Source organism: Psychrobacter sp. 78a-MNA-CIBAN-0178 (assembly GCF_040309625.1).
Lineage (GTDB): Bacteria > Pseudomonadota > Gammaproteobacteria > Pseudomonadales > Moraxellaceae > Psychrobacter > Psychrobacter okhotskensis.
The window spans coordinates 1-19,496 of sequence record NZ_JBEOOZ010000010.1; the positions used below are offsets into that span (position 1 = coordinate 1).

The following is a 19,496-nucleotide window of genomic DNA, read 5'->3' on the forward strand; positions in this document are numbered from 1 at the left end:
CTAGTATCATTTGTCTGTAATCTTTAGAGTATGCCATAGACTTTAGTGTAACTGTTTATTGGTTCTTTGACTATAGAATTAATCCAGAAACTAACCAATTTTATCGTGAAGTCATTGATGGTTAATTTTCACAACTAGGAGCTACTATGAAATCAATAAAACTATTTACACTCTCTATTTGCACCTTAAGCTTAACCGCGTGTTTTACGCCTACAGGTCAACTCTTTGGCGAGCAAAAAGACTATCTAAAAAATGATCTAGGTCAAATTGTCAACGAATGCACTGACGAGATAAATCCTATGACTGGAGAAATAACTTTTAATGGCGTTGCTAAAAGTAAAGCTAATGCATTTTGGATAAGAAACAATTTGCCTAAGGGTACTTTATACTATGTATGCGAAGGTGCTCAAACAGTCCTGCCTAAAGACTGTCAGGGTAAACCACTGACCACACCTGAGATACGTCGCTACTGGAAGAAATACAATCTACCAGTAGGAACAACTGAATTTAATTGTAGTAGCGGTGTGCCAAAAGTAGCAAATGATAGCTAGGTTTATCAAATTAATCGTAACCGATATGAAGTCTAAAGAGACAGCACATGAAATCAATCCTATTAATCGCGCTCTCCGCTGTCGTTCTCTTATTATCGGCGTGTCTATCATCGCAGGGCAAAACCTTAGCCACCTCTATAAAGGATAAGTTTATGAATGAGCAAAAGACCCCATGGGAAACCTTTATATTTGCACCGCGTCATTATCCAGTAGAGCTGGTGGCAGGTGAATCCTTTTGGATGTACGACAATGGCGCAAGAATAGGATTTACAGCTCACGCAAATGGCGGTTGGCGATCAGCAGGGGCACAAGCAGGTGGTGGATCGATGCTACCTGACGGTATTAATCTAACTTGGCTGTCGCCTACCGAAGGTAAGTACTATCATGTCAGAGCGAGAATACCTAAAGAAATAATTCTACGAGAGTTTAATCGAAAATTAAGTATGGATATAGAAAACAAGTTAAAAACAGAAAAATTTAAGGAGATTCATTTCGCCTTAGCTCCTGGTGGTTTTGTCTCTATGCGCCTTGGCTGGGCACAAGTAGAAGAAGTGGCACAGTTTCAGGCTAAAGAAGTGGACATCTCATGGGAGTACTTCGCAGAGGCTAATCACTTCAATCCTGAGGGATTAAGTGAAGAAAAATATTTAGCAGGCTTTACTGACAAGCTACCTGAGCATATTCAAGTGCAAAGAGCTGATGGCACTGTTCCGTACGATAGATGGAAGGCGTTTAACACCCAAAAGTTTCCTTGGCATTTAGCCACTACGCTTGACTTACATGGTTATACTGAGTTTTTAATAAATGGGAATATGTCGTTCATAGCAAAACCTGAACTTGATTTATCAGTCTATACTGACAAACAAACAGTCCCTGCATGGTATCGAATATACTTTAAAAGAGAGGGCAAGCGTTATAGAGGCAACATCATTGTTACTCAAAACGATCCAGATCAAAGAGAACAACCTGAGGGTGATGTAGAGATATTTAATATCTTTAGACAGTATTTTGCAGAAGATAAAAGACCTGCCGCTTTGGTTATAGATATAATAGACGGTCAAATCGTCGCCTATCTGGACAATGGTATAACTAAAAGAGATCTACCCCTATACGATAGTGACTATCGGGTACTTAAGGATGATGAATATCCTTGGTTTAAATAAATTATGTCTAAAGACAACAGCACTTCTTTTATTAAGAGGTGCTTTTTTTTAGATATTTAACGAATGGCGTGAATCAGACTAAAAAATCTACGTACAATGATAAAATAAAGTCGGGCAAAAAGTTTCAAGGAGGAGCTCATACCAGTTGGTATCCTAAGAATCAATCCGTATACCTGTCAATTTTACCGTACAGTTATCTCTGGTTAACTATTAAAAGGGAATTAGTTGTGAAATCATTTAAGTTAGCATTGTTGTCAGCAAACATAGTTTGGTTATCGGCATGTCTACCTCCTTCTGGAGTCTTTTCAGGAGAACAGACTGAATATCTCACTAACGATATAGGTGTGTTAAGCGAGTGTACAACTCAAACAAGTTGGAAAACAGGAGAACGTCGTTTCAATCCAGTGCCTAAATCGCAAGCAAACTTTTTTTGGAAAGAAAATAACTTACCTAAGGGCACTTTATATTATGTCTGTGAGGGTGATAAAGCAGTGCTCCCTAGGGACTGTCAAGGTAAATCACTGACAACTCCTGAGCTTCGGAGCTATTGGAAAAAATATGACTTACCTGTTGGTTTAAAAAAATTCAACTGTAGTAGTGGTGTGCCTAAAGATCCTAGACTTACCTAATTATATTTATAAAGTAGGTGCCATCGTTGATAGGATATGAACAATATCTTAATCCGTCACGTTAGATCACTCCCAAACTATTTTAGGTCTTTATTTATGAGAGATAAAAAAATCAATTGGACTACGATTATATTTGCACCACGCTACTATATGATTATGCGGTGTTTAAAACGCCAGAGGAATATCGTCTTGTGGCTGGTAGTAAAACGCTAGGCACGCTACCTGTTACAACTGTGCTCATACCTAAACAGTACATTATTTTTGGCGGTAGGCGCTGGCAAGTAGCAGATATAGATATGGATAAAAAAGTCGTCTATGTCGTTGCCGCTAAAGGTGGCGGTGTGCCTCCCGCTTTTGACAGCGGCGGTATGTCGATACATGACCGAGTGCGTCAAGAAATGTATGACATATTAATTAGTGGCGATTATCGTATTGCAGTCGGTGATAAAAAAGTCGATTTCGCTGATAAAATAGCACGCGAGCTGTTCGCAGAAAGCCTTGATACTTTTGATAGGTGTCAACTGCGTCATCGACCACTTATAGACCAAGATGGTAATACTTATATCTTTATGTGGCGCGGTGATAAAATTGTCAACACCTTAGCAGCCCTGCTGATGCAACATAATTTCTCTACTGAGAGGTATGCGGGCGTGATATGTGTTAATAAAACCGATTCAGTGCAAGTTATGAAATTCTTACAAGCGTTAACTCATAAACCTTTGCCAATTGCGACTGAACTTTCCGAGAATGTACCCAATAAGATAATCGAGAAGTTTGATGAATATCTGCCTGAGGATTTACTAAGTATTGGTTATGGTGCAAAAGCCTTTGATATTAATGGTCTCAGTGACTGGTTGCAGCTATTTGCTAAAAACGAGCCGTAAAATGAAGTTGTTTTCTAATTACTTTAAAATTATTTTTTAAGTCTATTTTACCTAGAGTTATATGGTCTAATTGACTATATTAATGAGAAAAATACGAATCAAATGATAAGAAGGTATCTATTTCATTAAAGGTATAACTGATTATCTAAATACGTTTTTTCTTGAAACGATGACGATTTCTTCACTACTCACTACTAACCTTATTCCATTCCAAAATACTTTGTATAAAATCCTATAACCAAAAGTATCTGATAACAAAAAAATCCGTTAGATATGGGTTTATTAATTGTCAGGTTCGCGTTATTATCACCCCCTATTAAGCAAGACTCTACTACCTATCAGGAAAGGATATTCTATGCGCTATGAGGTTATTGTTATTGGTGCTGGTATGGTTGGCACATCGATTGCGTGGCATCTACAAAAGAACGGTTCGCAGGTGTTGTTGTTAGACAAAAAGCTACCCGGGTCAGAGACCTCATATGGCAATGCAGGCCTCATCCAGCGCGAAGCGATTCATACGCATCCATTTCCGCGTCAGTTGACTGAGATGATCAGAGTATTACCCAACCAAGGGACGGATATTCGCTATCGTATCCCAGCTATCTTGCGTTATCATCAGGCGCTTTTACAATACTGGAAATACTCTACGCCCGCCTCTGTCAAAAAAATAGAAGCAGAGTGGCAGACGTTGATTGAGCATTGCACCAGCGAGCATCAAACCATGATTAGCGCCTCTGGTGCTGATGAGCTAGTTACTCGTGATGGTTGGTTGCAATTGCATCGCTCGGAGGAGACCTTTAAAGAAGCGATTGCCTCTGCTATTGATGCTCGTAACCAAGGCGTTGAGCATAACGTATTAGACGTTGAAGCATTAAAAGCCATGGAGCCTAGCGCCAATTTTGAAGGTTTCGTTGGTGCAATTCATTGGAAAAACTCTTGGCAAGTGTCAAACCCAAGCTCGCTTGTAAAAGCCTATGCGAAAAACTTCCAAGACATGCAGGGCACGATAAAAGAGAGTGATGTAAAAGAAATCGTGCAAGACGGTGAAGGTTGGAAAGTCATCACTGATAATGACACTTACTATAGTGATAAGTTGGTGATTGCAGCAGGCCCTTGGTCTAATGACTTGATCAAACCACTTGGCTACAATTTACCCTTGTTCCCGATGCGTGGCTATCATCAGCACTTTAAAGTGACGGATAAAAACAATATCAATCACAGTATGTTTGATATGGATAAAGGCTTTGTCATGGGGCCAATGCAGCAAGGGATTCGCATCACGACCGGTGCTGAGATGACCACAATGGATGCACCAAAGAACTTCGGTCAATTAAAAACGGTATTGAAGTTTGCTCGCAAAATCTTACCATTAGAAGATGCGGTTGAGAGCGAAGCGTGGGCAGGATCACGTCCTTGTATGCCGGATATGAAGCCAGTTATTGGGCCTGCAGACAAGCATGACAAACTATGGTTTGCGTTTGGTCACAGTCATCAAGGCTTTACATTAGGGCCGATGACAGGTCGTTTGGTTGAAGAGATGATTCATGACAAGCCGGTACTGGTAGATGTAGCGCCCTTTAGCGCTCAACGTTTTTCTAACTAAGCTCATATCAGATTAACAGCATATCTGAATAGCTCAACAAAGACTTAAATTCATAAATTGAAGGTATACAATATGATAAAAAAGCTACATAGCAATCAGCGTATGAGTAAAATTGTCGTTCATAATCAGACCGTTTATTTGTGTGGTCAAGTAGGCAATGCGGAAGATGACATCAAAGCACAAACCTTGACTTGTTTGGAAAAGATCCAAACGTTGTTAGAAGAAGTGGGTAGCGACAAGTCAAAACTGCTATCAGTGACAGTCTGGATAAAAGACATGTCGGACTTTGCCGAAATGAACGAAGTATGGGATAACTGGTTTGAGGGTATCCAGCCGCCCGCGCGTGCTTGTGGCGAGTCAGCATTGGCGCGTCCTGAACTACTGGTTGAGATGATAGCCATCGCGGCTGAGTAATAGACTGATTGTAATATAGGTATGAATAAAGAGGGCATGATAGCAATATTGTGTCCTTTTTTATTTGTCAGATCGCTAAAGTTAACCGTACTTTCTAACATTCAGTAGTATGAATAAGCCGCTTTTTTAGCGGATTTCTTAATATCTATTGTTTTGTGCTTAATGCTTGCAACCTGTACGACGCCAAAGTCAAAGAATATATAGTCAGTGAAAAGTAATATCGATAAGTAAGCTCGATTAAATTTGTTGCACATATGTCTAATATTATTATACATTCTCTAAGTCAGCTGTTATTATGTTTCAGCAATAAATCTGATAGTTTACTTTACATAAAGATGTCTTTGAGGAGTGCAGTATGGGAATCGTAGGAATTGCTTTATTTTTTATCGCTTTAATTATATGTATAATTTACGGGATTAAGTTGATTATCATTGCCTTTCAAGAGTCGACTGCTTGGGGACTCATGTACTTATTTGTACCTTTTGCTAATTTGTATTTCGTTTTTACCAGATGGGAAAAGACCAAGTATCCATTTTTGAAAACCTTAATCGCCATCCCGTTATTGATTATAGGCGCTATGCTAATGCCAATGCAGTCAGCTGTTGGATATTAGAGCACGTCCTCAATTAAACCGATAGGGCTCTAAATGGGCGCGCTTTGGAATGAGTAGCGCCCATTGATTGATAGTCAAGAAATTGGCTTTATATTGTTGCTTGCGGTTATCATCGAGTAGTAATTGAGACGTATTAACAGCTACTTCATACTTTGACCCAAGCGTATCGCTGCGGCAATATTGACCGCAGTCGTTTCGATATTTTTATAAGCGTTTTTAAATACCTTATCAATAGAATCTAATTTTTGAATACTAGGCATGACAACATCGAATTGGCTGGTCTGAGCAGGGTTGAGTCCGTCAACGCTACCACAAATAGCAATCACAGGTTTGTGACTAGACTTGGCGAGTTGACTAATACCGCTAGCTACTTTGCCCATAGCAGACTGCACGTCAAGCTTACCTTCGCCAGTAATAATCAGATCAGCATTTGCAATATGCTGTGATAAGTTGGTAACTTTTGCCACTGCATCAAAGCCTGATTTTAACTCAGCTTGGCAAAAGCTCATTAACGCATAGCCAAGACCACCTGCAGCACCAGCACCCGCTATGTCTTGGTAATTCTGATAGCCATGTTGCTCACATACACTCGAAAAATGCGTTAGCGCTTTATCCAAATCATTGATTTGTTGCGGGCTGGCGCCTTTTTGAGGGCCAAATATTGCACTGGCACCCAACTCGCCACATAAAGGGTTGGTGACATCACAGGCTACTTCAAATACTGTCTCCAGCACACTAGTATGGAAGTTTGTCGCATCTAATCGTTGCAAGTTGGCCAGCGCGCCGCCGCCTTGGGCTAACGTATTGTCGTCACTATCATGAAACGTCATGCCAAGCGCCATCAACATACCAAGACCGGCATCGTTGGTGGCACTACCGCCCAGACCGATAATGATGCGTTTAACGCCTTCATCTAAAGCATCCGCAATAAGTTCGCCAACGCCGTAACTACTCGTAATTAATGGATTTCTTTCTTCAGTCGTTAATAAATGCAGACCACAGGCTTGAGCGATTTCAATTACGGCTGTCTCATTTTTTAATAGCAGGTACTTGGCAGTAATTGGTCGCATGAGTGGATCGTTCACCACCACGTTTTTCCAGCGCCCACCTAGTACATAAGACAATACTGCAGAAGTTCCTTCACCGCCATCTGCCATGGGTAGCAGCTTATAGTCAGCGTCAGGAAACACTTGACTGAATCCAGACTGGATAGCGTGGCAGACATCCAATGCTTCTAGGCTTTCTTTAAATGAGTCAGGGGCGATTAAAATTTTCATGAAATACTCTACGATTATGCGAGTTGGAATTGTGCAATTAGGCCAATCATATCATTATAAATTGGATAATCTGCTACCATAGTCTCCTGTTTCATTTATAACCTTTAGGATGATTGCCTTGATCACATTTACTGCGCCCACTATTGCCAATATAGAAAACAATGACCTACGTCAGCAGCTACAACAAATTATAGATCTAAAAACCAAACCACTTGGCGCACTGGGTCGCTTAGAGACACTGGCACTGCAATTGGGCATGATCCAAGGGACGCTTACACCGAATATTACCCAACCACAGATTCGAGTGTTTGCCGCCGATCACGGTCTAACCAAGCATGGCACATCCGCGTATCCTAGTGCGGTCACTGCGCAGATGGTTTATAACTTTTTGCAGGGCGGTGCTGCTATCAACGTTTTGGCGCGTCAGCACAATATCGAGCTAAAGGTAGTCGACGCTGGTGTAGATGCAGACTTTGCCAGTTCTCCTTTTAAAGACCATCCACAATTGCTCGATTACAAAGTCCGTCATGGTAGCCGAGATGCGCTAACAGAACCTGCCATGACAGAGCAGGAATGCTTAGCTGCGCTAGAAAACGGTATGAACGTAGTAAAGGATATGGTTGGCAACCTATTAATTGTCGGTGAGATGGGTATCGGTAATACTTCAGCGGCGAGTCTTTTATTGGCACGATTGGGTAATGTAGCAATTGCTGATTGTATTGGTCGTGGTACTGGTCTTGATGATGCAGGGCTACAGCATAAGACAGATATTTTAACGCAAGTATTAGCGCGGCACAGTGAAGTGCAAGCGCCATTTGATATACTTGCGGCATTAGGCGGGCTTGAGATTGCTATGATGGCAGGGGCGCTGATTCAGGCCGCCAGTGAGCGCCGCATTTTATTAATCGATGGTTTCATTGCTAGTAGCGCGTTGTTGGCTGCTGAGCGCCTAGCGCCCGGTGTTGCTCAATATGCTATCTTTGCCCATCATTCGGTTGAACCGGGGCATGCGCATTTATTAAAGCTGCTGAATGCTGAGCCATTACTCAATATGGGTATGCGCTTGGGCGAGGGTAGTGGGGCCGCGCTTGCATACCCGCTATTGCAGTCAGCTTGTGCCATTATCAATGAGATGGCAAGCTTTAGTGAGGCGGGTATTAGTGAGCAAAATAACTAATGTCAAAGCCACTAAAGCAAGAATCAAAAAAGCTATCAAATCAACCAGAGCCTTCACAGCAGTCATTGTCTAAACTAAGTGTTGGGCAATTTATAAAGCATGAATGGCTATTATTACTGGTTGCCACTCAGTTTTTGACACGATTGCCTGTACCGTCATTCAAAAACTATAATCCGCAGTGGCTACACGAGAGCAGCCGTCATTTCCCCGCAGTCGGTTTGTTGGTTGGGTTACTTTGCGCTGGCGTGTTTTGGCTCGGTAGTATTTTATTTACGCCTCTAGTTGCTGCAGTACTGAGTACGGCTTTTGGGATTAAGCTTACGGGCGCTTTTCACGAAGATGGTCTTGCAGATAGCTGCGATGGTTTGGGCGGTGGTCTGACTCGCGAGCGCACGCTGACTATTATGAAAGACTCGCGCTTGGGCACCTATGGCGTGTTAGGTTTGGTGTCAGCATTACTGCTAAAGATTTCCTTATTAGCCAGCATGTCATTATCGGTGGCTATCGTCGCACTGATTATCGGACATACGGCTTCACGTTTGCTATGTATTAGCCTGCTTGCTCTATTGCCTTATGGCGGTGAGATAGAGCATGCCAAGGCCAAACCTATGGCGCAGCAGCTGACAGCGTTACAAGGATTGTTCAGTAGCGGCTGGTTACTGGTGGCAGGCGTTTTAATGATGGTTATATTTCCTAATGCCATACAGCAGATTGGCATCGCTCAATGGCTATTGGCCTTAGTGTTGGCTTTAGTTGCCACTGAGTATATGCGGCGCTTATTACGTAGGCGTCTGGAGGGCTATACGGGTGATGGACTAGGGGCGACACAACAGCTTAGCGAAGTTGCGATATATGCTGGGTTGGCAGCGGCTATACCTTTTTTATAATTCAAAAGAAATCTTTAGAAAAGGCTAATCAATCAATGGTTCTTTATATCTGGCGTCATCCAAAGCCTATTGCAGCTAATGGGTTTTGCATCGGACAGACGGATATCAATGTCGATAAACGCAAAATTAAGCGTCTGGCTAATAAAATACAGCGCTTTGCCCGTTTGCATCAGTTGCCTAAAGTCATTTGGGTAAGCCCATTACAACGCTCATTGAAAGTTGGGCAGATATTAGTGCAACGAGGTTTTCACTGTCGAGTCGCGCCTGAGCTTGCTGAGATTGATTTTGGCGAATGGGATGGCCGACCTTGGGAGCAAATCGCAAAGCAAGAGATTGATGACTGGTGTGATAATTTTGCAGACTTTGCGCCCGATAATGGGGAAAGTTTGCAGGAGTTATTTGACCGTGTTGAAGGCTGGTTAAATAAAGCTTCAGCCGTACAAGACCACACATCAATACTAGCTGTCGGTCATGCTGGCTGGATAACAGCAGCTAAGATGATTGAAGCTGGACAGAGTGTGCCAAAGATAGCAGCTGATTGGTCTCAACCTGTAAGCTATCAGCAACGTAGTAGATTAGATTTTCATCCAAAAAAACTGGCCATATATGATGACCAGTCCTTGTAAAAAGCTATGATATGTACTCATAAATGAGCGTTTTATTAAGCTATCTTATCGAACCAAGCTTTTTTGCTTTGAGCAGTCATAGAATCGAAGCTGACATAAATACCTTTATCATCTAAAGTCGCATACCAATGATCGTCATTGCTACCCGTTAATAATTGAAAGTATTTATCATTAACGATCCGACCTACCGTATAGGTTTCACCTTCTAAATAAAAGTCATTACCTTGTGTGCAAAGTAACTTATCGTTAGTGCTTATCATATGATCCTGTCTTATCTATAAAAAAGATAGAATTATAATATCAACTTAATCAGTGACAATAAAGAGGCTTTCATAGGGAGTATCTTATTGTTAAGTATATGTTTTTAGGTTATTTGTTGCTGAATACTATCAACATAGACTTTGGTATGACAAAGAAGATTTGAATGCGGGTTTTAGTCAGATATCAGCTGTATGAGGATCGCATCGTTATGGTTGCTTCATCTCTATACTATTAAGAAAACAAAGGAAAGGACAAAAAAAGCCAGCAACATAAGTTACTGGCTCTTTTTTAGACTTGAACTAGGGTGTGTCTTCAATTCACTCGATAGTCATCTAAATGGGCTAAAAATGGCTAAATCTTGCCAAACATCGTCAAATAACTGGTTAATATCCTGATATTATCTACGCTATTTTTCTTGTTTGACGGCAATTTATCTCATTTTTATCGCCATTTTTGAAATGAAGACACGCCCTAGATATTTTGAAGATTACTCTTCAGAATAGTTTTCGTTCTCGTCTTGTGCTTCGTCTTCTTCAGCTGAATCTTCGTTATCACCATCTTCAGAAAGAATGGTCACTAAGATGCTAGCAGTAACGTCATGGTGTAGTTGAATATCAACATTATATTCACCAATTTGACGTAAAGTGCCTTCAGGTAGCTTGATTTCAGCACGGTCTACTTCTAGACCTGAGTTAGTCAATGCTTCAGCGATATCGCGAGTACCGATAGAGCCAAATAGCTTGCCTTCGTCACCTGATTTAGCACGCATGATAACATTAACATCAGTCAATGCATCAGCACGTTCTTGAGCGATAGCGACTTCTTTAGCTTCTTCAGCTTCAAGCTCAGCACGACGTGCTTCGAACTTTTCAATGTTAGCTTTAGTAGCAGGTAGTGCTTTGCCCAAAGGGATAAGAAAGTTACGTCCGTAACCTGGTTTTACATCGACAGTTTCACCGAGTTTACCAAGGTTGACGATACGCTGTAACAAAATAATTTGCATGAGTCACTCCTAGTTAACGGTTAACCCTGATGGTTGTCAGTGTACGGAAGTAGCGCAAGATAGCGAGCTTGCTTGATAGCAGTCGCCAGCTGACGCTGGTATTTAGTAGACGTACCGGTAATGCGGCTTGGTACGATTTTGCCATTATCACTGATGTACTGTTTTAGCAATTCAACATCTTTATAATCGATGTGAGTGATGCCTTCAGCAGTGAAACGGCAGAATTTGCGACGGCGATAGAAACGTGCCATGAGTATTCTCCTTTAATTAGTCTTCACTGTTGTCGTTGTCGTCATTATCGTTTTCACGACTGTCTGGACGACGAGTAGTTGCTTTGCGTGCGCGTTTTTCATCGGCATTCTTGGCTAACTGCGACTCTTCAGTGACAGCGTCGTCACGGCGCATAACTAGGCTACGAATGATCGCGTCGTTATAACGGAATAATTCTTCAAGTTCAGCTAAAGTCTCACCGTCAGTTTCAACGTTGAAAAGAACGTAATGAGCTTTGTGGATTTTGTTGATCGGGTAAGCCAGTTGACGACGGCCCCAATCTTCTAGACGATGGATAACACCACCATTGTCTTGAACCAATTTGATATAGCGTTCGACCATGCCGACCACTTGGTCGCTTTGGTCTGGGTGTACAATTAACACCAGCTCGTAATGTCTCATTTGGACTCCTTACGGATTAGTAGCTATTAACCCTATGTTAATAGCAAGGAGATTTATAAGGTAAACTCAGTCTCATAGAGAGAGGGTAAGCTTAGGTTATAAAGCGCCATATTATAGCAGTAGTCAGGCACTAAAACAAAGGTTAATACGCGACTACTGCTAATAAACGAAAAAAGCAACGGCTAAGCGCTGCTTTTCTCATAGCATCTGTGTTTTTAAGGTGCGATATTTTTGACTATTTTACTTTTGGTTGTTTGACCAATTGACTGCTATCCGCTTTTACCACTAAGGTTTTGGCAAGTTTGTCATGCCAACCGATGTTTTGCGGGCTTTTAGACGCCATATAATAATGAATGGCAACAATCACAAAGCCTAAGAAGCTGGTGAATGAAAACAATAAGTTGTAAATGATAAACAACAGCAAAGTACGCGTACCGATAAGCTTAAGAAAAGAAGGCAAGCGGTGCGTGTTCTGATCCACTACCCGAATACCCGTAATCAGCTTACCTAATGATTGACCACGCAAAGTGATAAATATCAATTGTAGCGCAAACAAACCAAAGACCATGACTTGCGATATCATCAATGTGCTACTAGGAAGACTCTCCATCAGCGTCATCGAATATTGATAAGCGGTGTCCATATCTTGAATATTTTGGAATTTGCTATAATCCACATCCATTTTGGTCAATGCCAACACCAGTGGAAAGATAGCTAATAGGTATAATAAGCCATTGAGTGCAGTCGCCAATACGCGCGACATAATAGGCGCAAGCACCACATTGCCAACGACTTTGTCTTTGGCTGTACTTTTCTTATTGGTAGCCGTTTTATCTAATGACACGTTATTATGCGGTGTATGATGACGGTTGCTTGTCATATCTACTTTCACATTTTTAGCGTTATCTTTTGGACGTTCAGGCTTGCCATATAGTCTGTCTAATGACACGCTTTTTCCGTCTTTAGCGCTGCTGGTTTCAGCATCTTCGGGAAACACGGTGACATTATTGATAATAGAGTCATTAACTTCAGGGCTGCTGATATTGGCAGGTCGATACGCCCGTTGGTTATTGGTTAAATTGCCAACTCGCTGCCATTGGTCTAAGCCGTCGTGCCAGATCAAATCATCCAGCAAAACCTCACCAGATGTCAGCATAATATTGAGCTGATCCAAAGTGTATGGACCGGCTTGTACGTTATTTCGAGCTAGGAAAATCTGCATAATTGCCTGCATAGTTAGTCATATATTAAGTCGCTACTGTAAGACATAGTATTAGGGTCTATTCAAGATTTTTCAAATAGACCCTAATGGTTGTATCTTCAATGACTGTGTGAATTACCGCTGTGACTTAAGTTACGGCTTACTTTGCTTCTTCACCAGCTAAGAAGAACCACGTATCTAATACTGAATCAGGGTTCAATGACACTGAGCTGATACCTTGCTCCATGAGCCAGAACGCAAGATCTGGATGGTCTGATGGGCCTTGACCGCAGATACCGATATACTTATCAGCTTTGCGGCAAGCATCAATCGCCATAGACAGTAGTTTCTTAACAGCAGGGTCACGCTCATCAAATAGATGCGAGACGATACCTGAGTCACGGTCAAGACCAAGCGTTAACTGGGTCAAATCGTTTGAGCCGATTGAGAAACCATCGAAGTGTTCTAAGAACTCTTCTGCCAATAGCGCGTTGGTTGGTAGCTCACACATCATGATAATGCGTAGACCGTTTTCACCACGTTTCAGACCATTTTTCTCGAGCAACTCAATCACTTGAGCGGCTTCATCAACGGTACGCACGAATGGAATCATAATCTCGACGTGGGTCAGACCCATCTCGTCACGTACGCGCTTAAGGGCTTTACACTCAAGCTCAAAGCAATCGCGGAAGTTGTCAGAGACGTAGCGGCTAGCACCACGGAAACCAAGCATTGGGTTTTCTTCTGATGGCTCGTATAACTTACCACCCAACAAGTTAGCGTATTCGTTTGACTTAAAATCTGACATACGAACGATAACGGGCTGATCCATAAATGCTACAGCTAGCGTTGAGATGCCTTCGACCAATTTATCAACATAGAAATCAACTGGTGAGGCATAACCTGCGATACGCTCATTGATTGCTTGTGATATTTCACGTGGCAAGCTGTTCATATTTAGCAAGGCTTTTGGATGCACACCAATCATACGGTTGATGATGAATTCTAGACGTGCAAGACCAATACCTTCGTTCGGCATTTGGGTGAAAGAGAAGGCGCGATCTGGGTTACCAACGTTCATCATAATCTTAAAGGCAAGCTCTGGCATAGATTCAACAGAGTTGGTCTGTATTTCAAAATCAATCTGACTCTCGTAGATAAAGCCGGTGTCACCCTCAGCACAAGAAACGGTGACGTCTTGACCATCAACCAACAGTTCAGTGGCATTACCACAACCAACGATAGCTGGAACACCAAGCTCACGCGCAATAATAGCGGCGTGACAAGTACGACCACCACGGTTGGTGATGATGGCAGAGGCACGCTTCATGACTGGTTCCCAATCAGGATCAGTCATATCTGAAACTAAGACATCGCCATCTTGGACTTTGTCCATCTCATTTAAGTTGCTAACGATACGTACTTTGCCCGCACCAATGCGTTGACCAATTGAGCGGCCTTCACACAAGATTTTTGCATCAGTTGTATTAATGATATAGCGTTCCATGACATTGCTGTCTTGGCGGCTTTTTACGGTTTCTGGACGGGCTTGAACGATAAAGATTTCATTGGTATCGCCATCTTTGGCCCATTCGATGTCCATTGCTTGACCATAATGCTTTTCAATGGTCATTGCTTGCTTGGCAAGTGAGGTCAGCTCTTCGGTAGATAATGAGAACTGCATACGATCTTGTTTTTCGACATCGACGGTTTTGACAGATTTAGTCGTGCTGCCTTCGTCACCATAGATCATTTTCTTATGTTTGCTGCCTAGGTTACGGCGAATAACCGAAGGCTTGCCATTGGCTAGCAATTTCTTAGAGATATAGAATTCATCTGGGTTCACCGCACCCTGTACGACCATTTCACCTAGGCCATAGCTTGAAGTGATAAAGACGACTTGATCAAAGCCACTCTCGGTATCTAGGGTGAACATCACACCAGCGGCGCCAGTTTCTGAACGTACCATGCGTTGTACAGCAGCAGATAGAGCGACGCCTTCATGCTCAAAGCCTTTGTGCACGCGATAAGAGATAGCACGGTCGTTATAAAGAGACGCAAAAACTTCTTTAATCGCGATTAGGACGTTATCAATGCCGCGAATGTTTAAAAAAGTCTCTTGCTGACCGGCAAATGAGGCATCTGGCAAATCTTCGGCAGTCGCAGAAGAACGTACAGCAACGGCGATGTCTTCGCCGCCACTCATGGTTTCGAATGACTGACGCACTTCTTGCTCTAGATCGCTTGGCAGCTCTTGCTCAATAATCCACGTACGGATTTTTTTACCCGTAGCAGCCAGCTTATTCACATCATTCACATCTAATGTTTTTAGCTCGCTATTGATTTTGTCAAGTAAGCCTGTTTCTGTCAAAAAGCGATTGAACGCATTTGATGTGGTGGCAAAGCCGCCTGGAACGCTGACACCCAAATCAGATAAATGGCTGATCATCTCGCCAAGCGAGGCATTCTTGCCACCGACCATCTCAATGTCGTCTTTTCCTAGCTGATCAAGATTGATTACAAGTGCTGTAGATTGCGCTGCCATGATAACTCCAGAAAATAAGGTTATTTAGTAAAGATTATAACGGTCGATTATACCCCTATATTTAAAGAATTTCGAGACCTTGAACCAAAAAATTCGTCAAAAAGATACAAATTGTCGGGATTGCTACATAATTTATGGCAGCCGCCTGAGTATTTTATTTTTGAGATCCCTCTAAAATTTTAATATTACTAGCATAGCAGGGTGTCATTATGGTTATTTAAATGTCTAAAAATGAGTAAATGCTGGCCAAAATCGCTTTTACCGTTTTCATACTTATATTTTTCATACCTATATATAAGACACAATCTATAAAATATAAAACACAATCCATAAAATATAAAGTTAGGTTTTATATAGTCGATGAATAAAATCATGCAGCGCAATACAGACCGTAAAGGCGCGGGTGTGTCACTGTTTGCCGACAACATTGATTTCTATTGAGCCGCTATTATGCGTATAATGAAGCGTGCAATGACTTGCATAAATAACCTAACAAATAATTAAAATAGTAATATTGATTAAAAGACGAGCAAAAAGCGACAAGCTAACTCTAGGCCACTATTAGGGTTTTAACCGAGGTGTTAAAGAGGTGTTAAAGTTATGTACTCGAGCAATCTATCCGAACAAGATAAGCCCACGATTCAAAATCATGATGCGTTAAACTTAGACAATTCACAAACCATAAGAAGTGCGTTTTTTATCTCTGATGGTACGGCTATTACGGCTGAGACCCTTGGACGCGCTATTTTAAGTCAGTTTGCTTCAGTGCCTTTTGAGACCCGCGTGCTGCCCTATGTTGATAGCTTAGAGCGGGCTGAAGATGCCGTTGAGCAAATCAACATGGCTTATCAGCGCGATGGTGTGCTGCCTTTGGTGTTCGATACCATTGTCAGCCCTGAGATTCGCGAAAAAATTAACTCAGCAACCAGCTGTAATCTAGACATGTATGAGGGTTTGATTGGGCGTGTCGCTGAAGAGACTGGGGTAGAGCCAGACGGACATTCAGGTCATGCACACGATGATGTCGACTCTGAGACTTATAAAGAACGTATCGACGCGGTTCATTTTGCCTTGGATAATGATGATGGCGCACGTACGCGTCATTATAATGCTGCTGACATCATTTTGGTGGGCGTGTCACGCTCGGGTAAAACCCCAACGTCATTATACTTAGCCTTACAATTCGGTATCCGTGCGGCCAATTATCCGTTGACCGAAGATGACTTGTACGACAACCAATTGCCAAAAGCATTGCGTGAGCACAAAGACAAATTGTTCGGTCTGCTTATTGATACCGATCGTTTGGTCAAAATTCGTCAAGAGCGCCGTGCTGGTAGTCGTTACTCAAGCTATCAGCAGTGCCAGCAAGAGCAACGGGCGATACAAGGGATTTATATTACTCACGGTATTCCGAGCCTAGATGTCTCAGAGATGTCGGTGGAAGAGATTGCCACGCGTATCTTACAGATGACGGGTCTTAAACGCCGCATTGGCTAACGCTAGCGGCTGGTCATACGTCAGCGTTGACCAAAAAAATTTGTACCACTTTATATATGACAGTCTCATCTAAAACCATTTCACTTAAAACCATGCCTTTATCATATAGAGAATATTATGAGTTCACCTTATAAGTCTAGAAAGACACCTTTATTACTTACTAGCCTGTTGTTAAGCGCGGCTACTTTGCTTAGTGCTTGTCAGACGTCACTATTTGCACGCGAGCCGGTACCTGAGCCACGTTATATTCCAACTATCGTGTTGGGTGAAGCGCAAACGCTTACCGTGACGCCAAATCGTGTGGCATGTGCTTCGGCCTTACCGATGCAGTGCCTGCTGGCTAAATCGAGCAAAGATGGTAGCGTGTTTCAGATTCCTTATGATTGGATCGATGATTTTAAACCAAGCCTTGGCACTGAGTATGTGATTAGCGTGCGTCCACAAATAGATGAAGGCAAGCAAAGCTTGACAGGGCATTGGACATTGCAAAACATCCTATCACAACGTATGGTGGGCACTCCTTAGCAGCATGACCATGGCTCATCTAAGCAGTGATTCACTCATAGCCTAAAGACAGATAAATAAAGAAATAAAGAGGACACGATGGGAAGCAAAAAACCAAACGACGCTACCAATGATATCGGTGAAGACATTCATACTGAAGTGTCTAATAAAGAGAGCGGCACAGCGCCGACGCCTGAACGCACAGAAGGGCAAAACAAAAAAGAAAAAATCGAACAAACGCATGAGCAAGTCAACGATGACATCATGCACCATCCTGACTTAGTCAACCCGCTAGATGATACTCGTATTGATGTAAAGTCAGGCTTTACCAAAGACTCTGAGCGTATCAAGGGTGATAAGCATCAGTTTGAATATGATGCGGTGGTATTGGGCGCAGGTCCCGCTGGTGAAGCGGCTGCCATGAAGCTTGCTAAATCAGGCAAAAAAGTTGTAGTCATCGATCCACGTGAGCAAGTCGGGGGCAACTCTACTCATGTCGGCACGATTCCGAGTAAAGCCTTACGCCAATCGGTATTTAACTTGATTAACTTTCGCCGTGATCCGATGTTTACCAAAGCGATGGAGTATCATCAAGTACCGCTAAATAAGGTGCTCGCCAACGCCCGCAAAGTGATACGCAATCAAGTCAGTACCCATACCCGCTTTTATGAGCGCAATCAGATTGAAGTGATTCATGGCTGGGCAAGCTTTACCGACGCGCATACCATCCGTGTCGAACTCGACGAAAATGTCTTTGAAACCGTTACTTTTAATAAAGCCATTATTACGGTCGGTAGCCGTCCTTATCGGCCAGAGATTTTAGACTTCAATCATCCACGCGTTTTTGACTCAGATAAAATCCTGCAAATGGATTATGTGGTCAAAAAAATCATCATCTATGGTGCTGGGGTCATTGGCTGTGAGTACGCCTCTATCTTTACTGGTCTGGGCTATAAAGTCGACTTGATCAACAATCAGAGCAAGCTACTCAGCTACTTAGACAGTGAAATCAGTGATGCGCTAGCGCATGACTTTAGACAATTTGGCGTTCTGATTCGCAACAATGAAGAGATCGATCATCTTGAAACTCACGATGATTGTGTCATTTTGCACTTAAAAAGTGGTAAGAAAATCAAGTCTGATGCGATCCTTTGGTCCAATGGTCGCTCAGGGAATACGGAAGGCTTAAACTTAGAAGCTATCGGCTTAGAAGCCAATAGTCGTGGTCAGCTAAAAGTGGATGATACCTACCGTACTGATATCGAAAATATCTATGCGGCTGGCGATGTGATTGGCTGGCCATCTCTGGCTTCTGCCGCTTATGACCAAGGTCGCTGTGCGGCAGCCTTTATGGTTGGTGATAGTGACGCAGAGCCAGTCTCGAGCGTCCCTACTGGTATTTATACCATTCCAGAAATCTCTAGTATCGGTAAGACCGAGCAGGAGCTAACGGATGAGCAAGTCCCTTATGAAGTAGGACAGGCTTTCTTTAAGCATCTAGCCCGTGCTCAGATCATCGGTGAGCGCACAGGTGTATTAAAGATACTATTCCACCGTGAGACCCTTGAGATATTGGGGATTCATTGCTACGGCAACCATGCCTCAGAGATTATCCATATTGGGCAGGCGGTCATGAAATGTAATAATACTCTTGAGTATTTCGTTAATACGACCTTTAACTATCCAACGATGGCAGAGGCTTATCGCGTCGCGGCACTCAATGGTCTTAACCGCGTTTTCTAAGCGGTAATAAAGACTGAGTTCATAAGTAAGAAAGCGCCTAACTATAATGTAGGCGCTTTTTTTATGTGTTAGGGCGTGTCCTCATTTTAGAAATGGTGATAAAAATGAGGTAAGTTGCAGTCAAACAAGGAAAATAGTGCAGATAATATCGATACATGATGCATTGCTGATATCCATTTTTCTTGCTTGCTGTGCCTGCGCAGACAGAGGCTGCAAAAAATTGATATCAGCAATACCGTTGTGTTT

The 19,496-nt window shown here is 42.4% G+C and carries 20 protein-coding genes; 13 read left to right on the top strand and 7 right to left on the bottom strand.

Going from position 1 to position 19,496, the window contains the following annotated elements; translation table 11 throughout:
• The first annotated feature begins 146 nt into the window (after window positions 1–146).
• The 7 genes from AAEY80_RS07615 (at window position 147) to AAEY80_RS07645 (ending at window position 5,857) form a co-directional block, all read left to right on the top strand.
• Complete coding sequence (locus AAEY80_RS07615) at window positions 147–551, top strand: hypothetical protein (protein ID WP_025653323.1); 405 nt, start codon at window positions 147–149, stop codon at window positions 549–551.
• A 152-nt stretch (window positions 552–703) separates the two neighbouring features.
• On the top strand, window positions 704–1,714 hold the full coding sequence (locus tag AAEY80_RS07620; protein WP_227693146.1) for a DUF2931 family protein: 1,011 nt from the start codon (window positions 704–706) through the stop codon (window positions 1,712–1,714).
• A 227-nt stretch (window positions 1,715–1,941) separates the two neighbouring features.
• Window positions 1,942–2,343: a hypothetical protein gene (locus tag AAEY80_RS07625; protein WP_156915678.1), complete on the top strand. Its 402-nt coding sequence runs from the start codon at window positions 1,942–1,944 to the stop codon at window positions 2,341–2,343.
• A 161-nt stretch (window positions 2,344–2,504) separates the two neighbouring features.
• A complete protein-coding gene (locus tag AAEY80_RS07630; RefSeq protein WP_156915679.1) occupies window positions 2,505–3,227 on the top strand; it encodes a hypothetical protein in 723 nt (240 codons plus the stop codon).
• A gap of 355 nt (window positions 3,228–3,582) precedes the next feature.
• On the top strand, window positions 3,583–4,830 hold the full coding sequence (locus AAEY80_RS07635; RefSeq protein WP_350588143.1) for an NAD(P)/FAD-dependent oxidoreductase: 1,248 nt from the start codon (window positions 3,583–3,585) through the stop codon (window positions 4,828–4,830).
• 75 nt (window positions 4,831–4,905) lie between these two features.
• Entirely contained in the window at window positions 4,906–5,244 is a 339-nt protein-coding gene (locus AAEY80_RS07640) for a RidA family protein (RefSeq protein ID WP_025653328.1), read from the top strand.
• A 355-nt stretch (window positions 5,245–5,599) separates the two neighbouring features.
• Complete coding sequence (locus AAEY80_RS07645) at window positions 5,600–5,857, top strand: hypothetical protein (RefSeq protein ID WP_350588144.1); 258 nt, start codon at window positions 5,600–5,602, stop codon at window positions 5,855–5,857.
• Window positions 5,858–5,997: 140 nt separating this feature from the next.
• Here the strand turns inward: AAEY80_RS07645 and AAEY80_RS07650 are convergent, their stop codons facing one another.
• Complete coding sequence (locus AAEY80_RS07650; RefSeq protein WP_025653331.1) at window positions 5,998–7,134, bottom strand: glycerate kinase; 1,137 nt, start codon at window positions 7,132–7,134, stop codon at window positions 5,998–6,000.
• 109 nt (window positions 7,135–7,243) lie between these two features.
• Between AAEY80_RS07650 and cobT the strand changes: the two genes are divergently transcribed.
• Genes cobT through AAEY80_RS07665 form a run of 3 tightly spaced genes read left to right on the top strand, consistent with a single transcriptional unit; the run spans window position 7,244 to window position 9,824 of the window.
• Entirely contained in the window at window positions 7,244–8,311 is a 1,068-nt protein-coding gene (gene cobT / locus AAEY80_RS07655; protein WP_173239522.1) for a nicotinate-nucleotide--dimethylbenzimidazole phosphoribosyltransferase, read from the top strand.
• Window positions 8,311–9,198, top strand: coding sequence for an adenosylcobinamide-GDP ribazoletransferase (gene cobS / locus AAEY80_RS07660; protein ID WP_201566238.1), 888 nt, complete (start codon window positions 8,311–8,313; stop codon window positions 9,196–9,198). Before cobT ends, cobS begins: the two co-directional genes overlap by 1 nt.
• A gap of 35 nt (window positions 9,199–9,233) precedes the next feature.
• The gene (locus AAEY80_RS07665) at window positions 9,234–9,824 is read left to right on the top strand and encodes a histidine phosphatase family protein (protein ID WP_201566237.1); all 591 of its coding nucleotides are present in this window, start codon (window positions 9,234–9,236) and stop codon (window positions 9,822–9,824) included.
• A gap of 35 nt (window positions 9,825–9,859) precedes the next feature.
• On the opposite strand, the gene AAEY80_RS07670 is transcribed toward AAEY80_RS07665, so the two are convergent.
• The 6 genes from AAEY80_RS07670 to ppsA form a co-directional block, all read right to left on the bottom strand.
• The gene (locus tag AAEY80_RS07670; RefSeq protein ID WP_025653335.1) at window positions 9,860–10,084 is read right to left on the bottom strand and encodes a hypothetical protein; all 225 of its coding nucleotides are present in this window, start codon (window positions 10,082–10,084) and stop codon (window positions 9,860–9,862) included.
• Window positions 10,085–10,572: 488 nt separating this feature from the next.
• On the bottom strand, window positions 10,573–11,088 hold the full coding sequence (rplI, locus tag AAEY80_RS07675; protein ID WP_101210960.1) for a 50S ribosomal protein L9: 516 nt from the start codon (window positions 11,086–11,088) through the stop codon (window positions 10,573–10,575).
• Window positions 11,089–11,108: 20 nt separating this feature from the next.
• Window positions 11,109–11,339: a 30S ribosomal protein S18 gene (gene rpsR / locus AAEY80_RS07680; RefSeq protein WP_025653340.1), complete on the bottom strand. Its 231-nt coding sequence runs from the start codon at window positions 11,337–11,339 to the stop codon at window positions 11,109–11,111.
• Between the two features lie 16 nt (window positions 11,340–11,355).
• The gene (gene rpsF, locus AAEY80_RS07685; protein ID WP_025653341.1) at window positions 11,356–11,760 is read right to left on the bottom strand and encodes a 30S ribosomal protein S6; all 405 of its coding nucleotides are present in this window, start codon (window positions 11,758–11,760) and stop codon (window positions 11,356–11,358) included.
• Between the two features lie 235 nt (window positions 11,761–11,995).
• Window positions 11,996–12,982: an RDD family protein gene (locus AAEY80_RS07690; RefSeq protein ID WP_227502416.1), complete on the bottom strand. Its 987-nt coding sequence runs from the start codon at window positions 12,980–12,982 to the stop codon at window positions 11,996–11,998.
• Window positions 12,983–13,121: 139 nt separating this feature from the next.
• A complete protein-coding gene (gene ppsA, locus AAEY80_RS07695; protein ID WP_025653345.1) occupies window positions 13,122–15,506 on the bottom strand; it encodes a phosphoenolpyruvate synthase in 2,385 nt (794 codons plus the stop codon).
• Window positions 15,507–16,106: 600 nt separating this feature from the next.
• Here ppsA and ppsR point away from each other — a divergent pair.
• From ppsR to sthA, 3 genes are all read left to right on the top strand, one after another.
• Window positions 16,107–17,003 (top strand): posphoenolpyruvate synthetase regulatory kinase/phosphorylase PpsR, encoded by an 897-nt coding sequence (gene ppsR / locus AAEY80_RS07700; RefSeq protein WP_025653347.1) that lies wholly within the window; start codon window positions 16,107–16,109, stop codon window positions 17,001–17,003.
• 117 nt (window positions 17,004–17,120) lie between these two features.
• Window positions 17,121–17,528: a DUF4377 domain-containing protein gene (locus AAEY80_RS07705; protein WP_201566235.1), complete on the top strand. Its 408-nt coding sequence runs from the start codon at window positions 17,121–17,123 to the stop codon at window positions 17,526–17,528.
• A gap of 78 nt (window positions 17,529–17,606) precedes the next feature.
• Entirely contained in the window at window positions 17,607–19,250 is a 1,644-nt protein-coding gene (gene sthA, locus AAEY80_RS07710) for a Si-specific NAD(P)(+) transhydrogenase (protein WP_217271548.1), read from the top strand.
• Window positions 19,251–19,496: the final 246 nt, after the last annotated feature.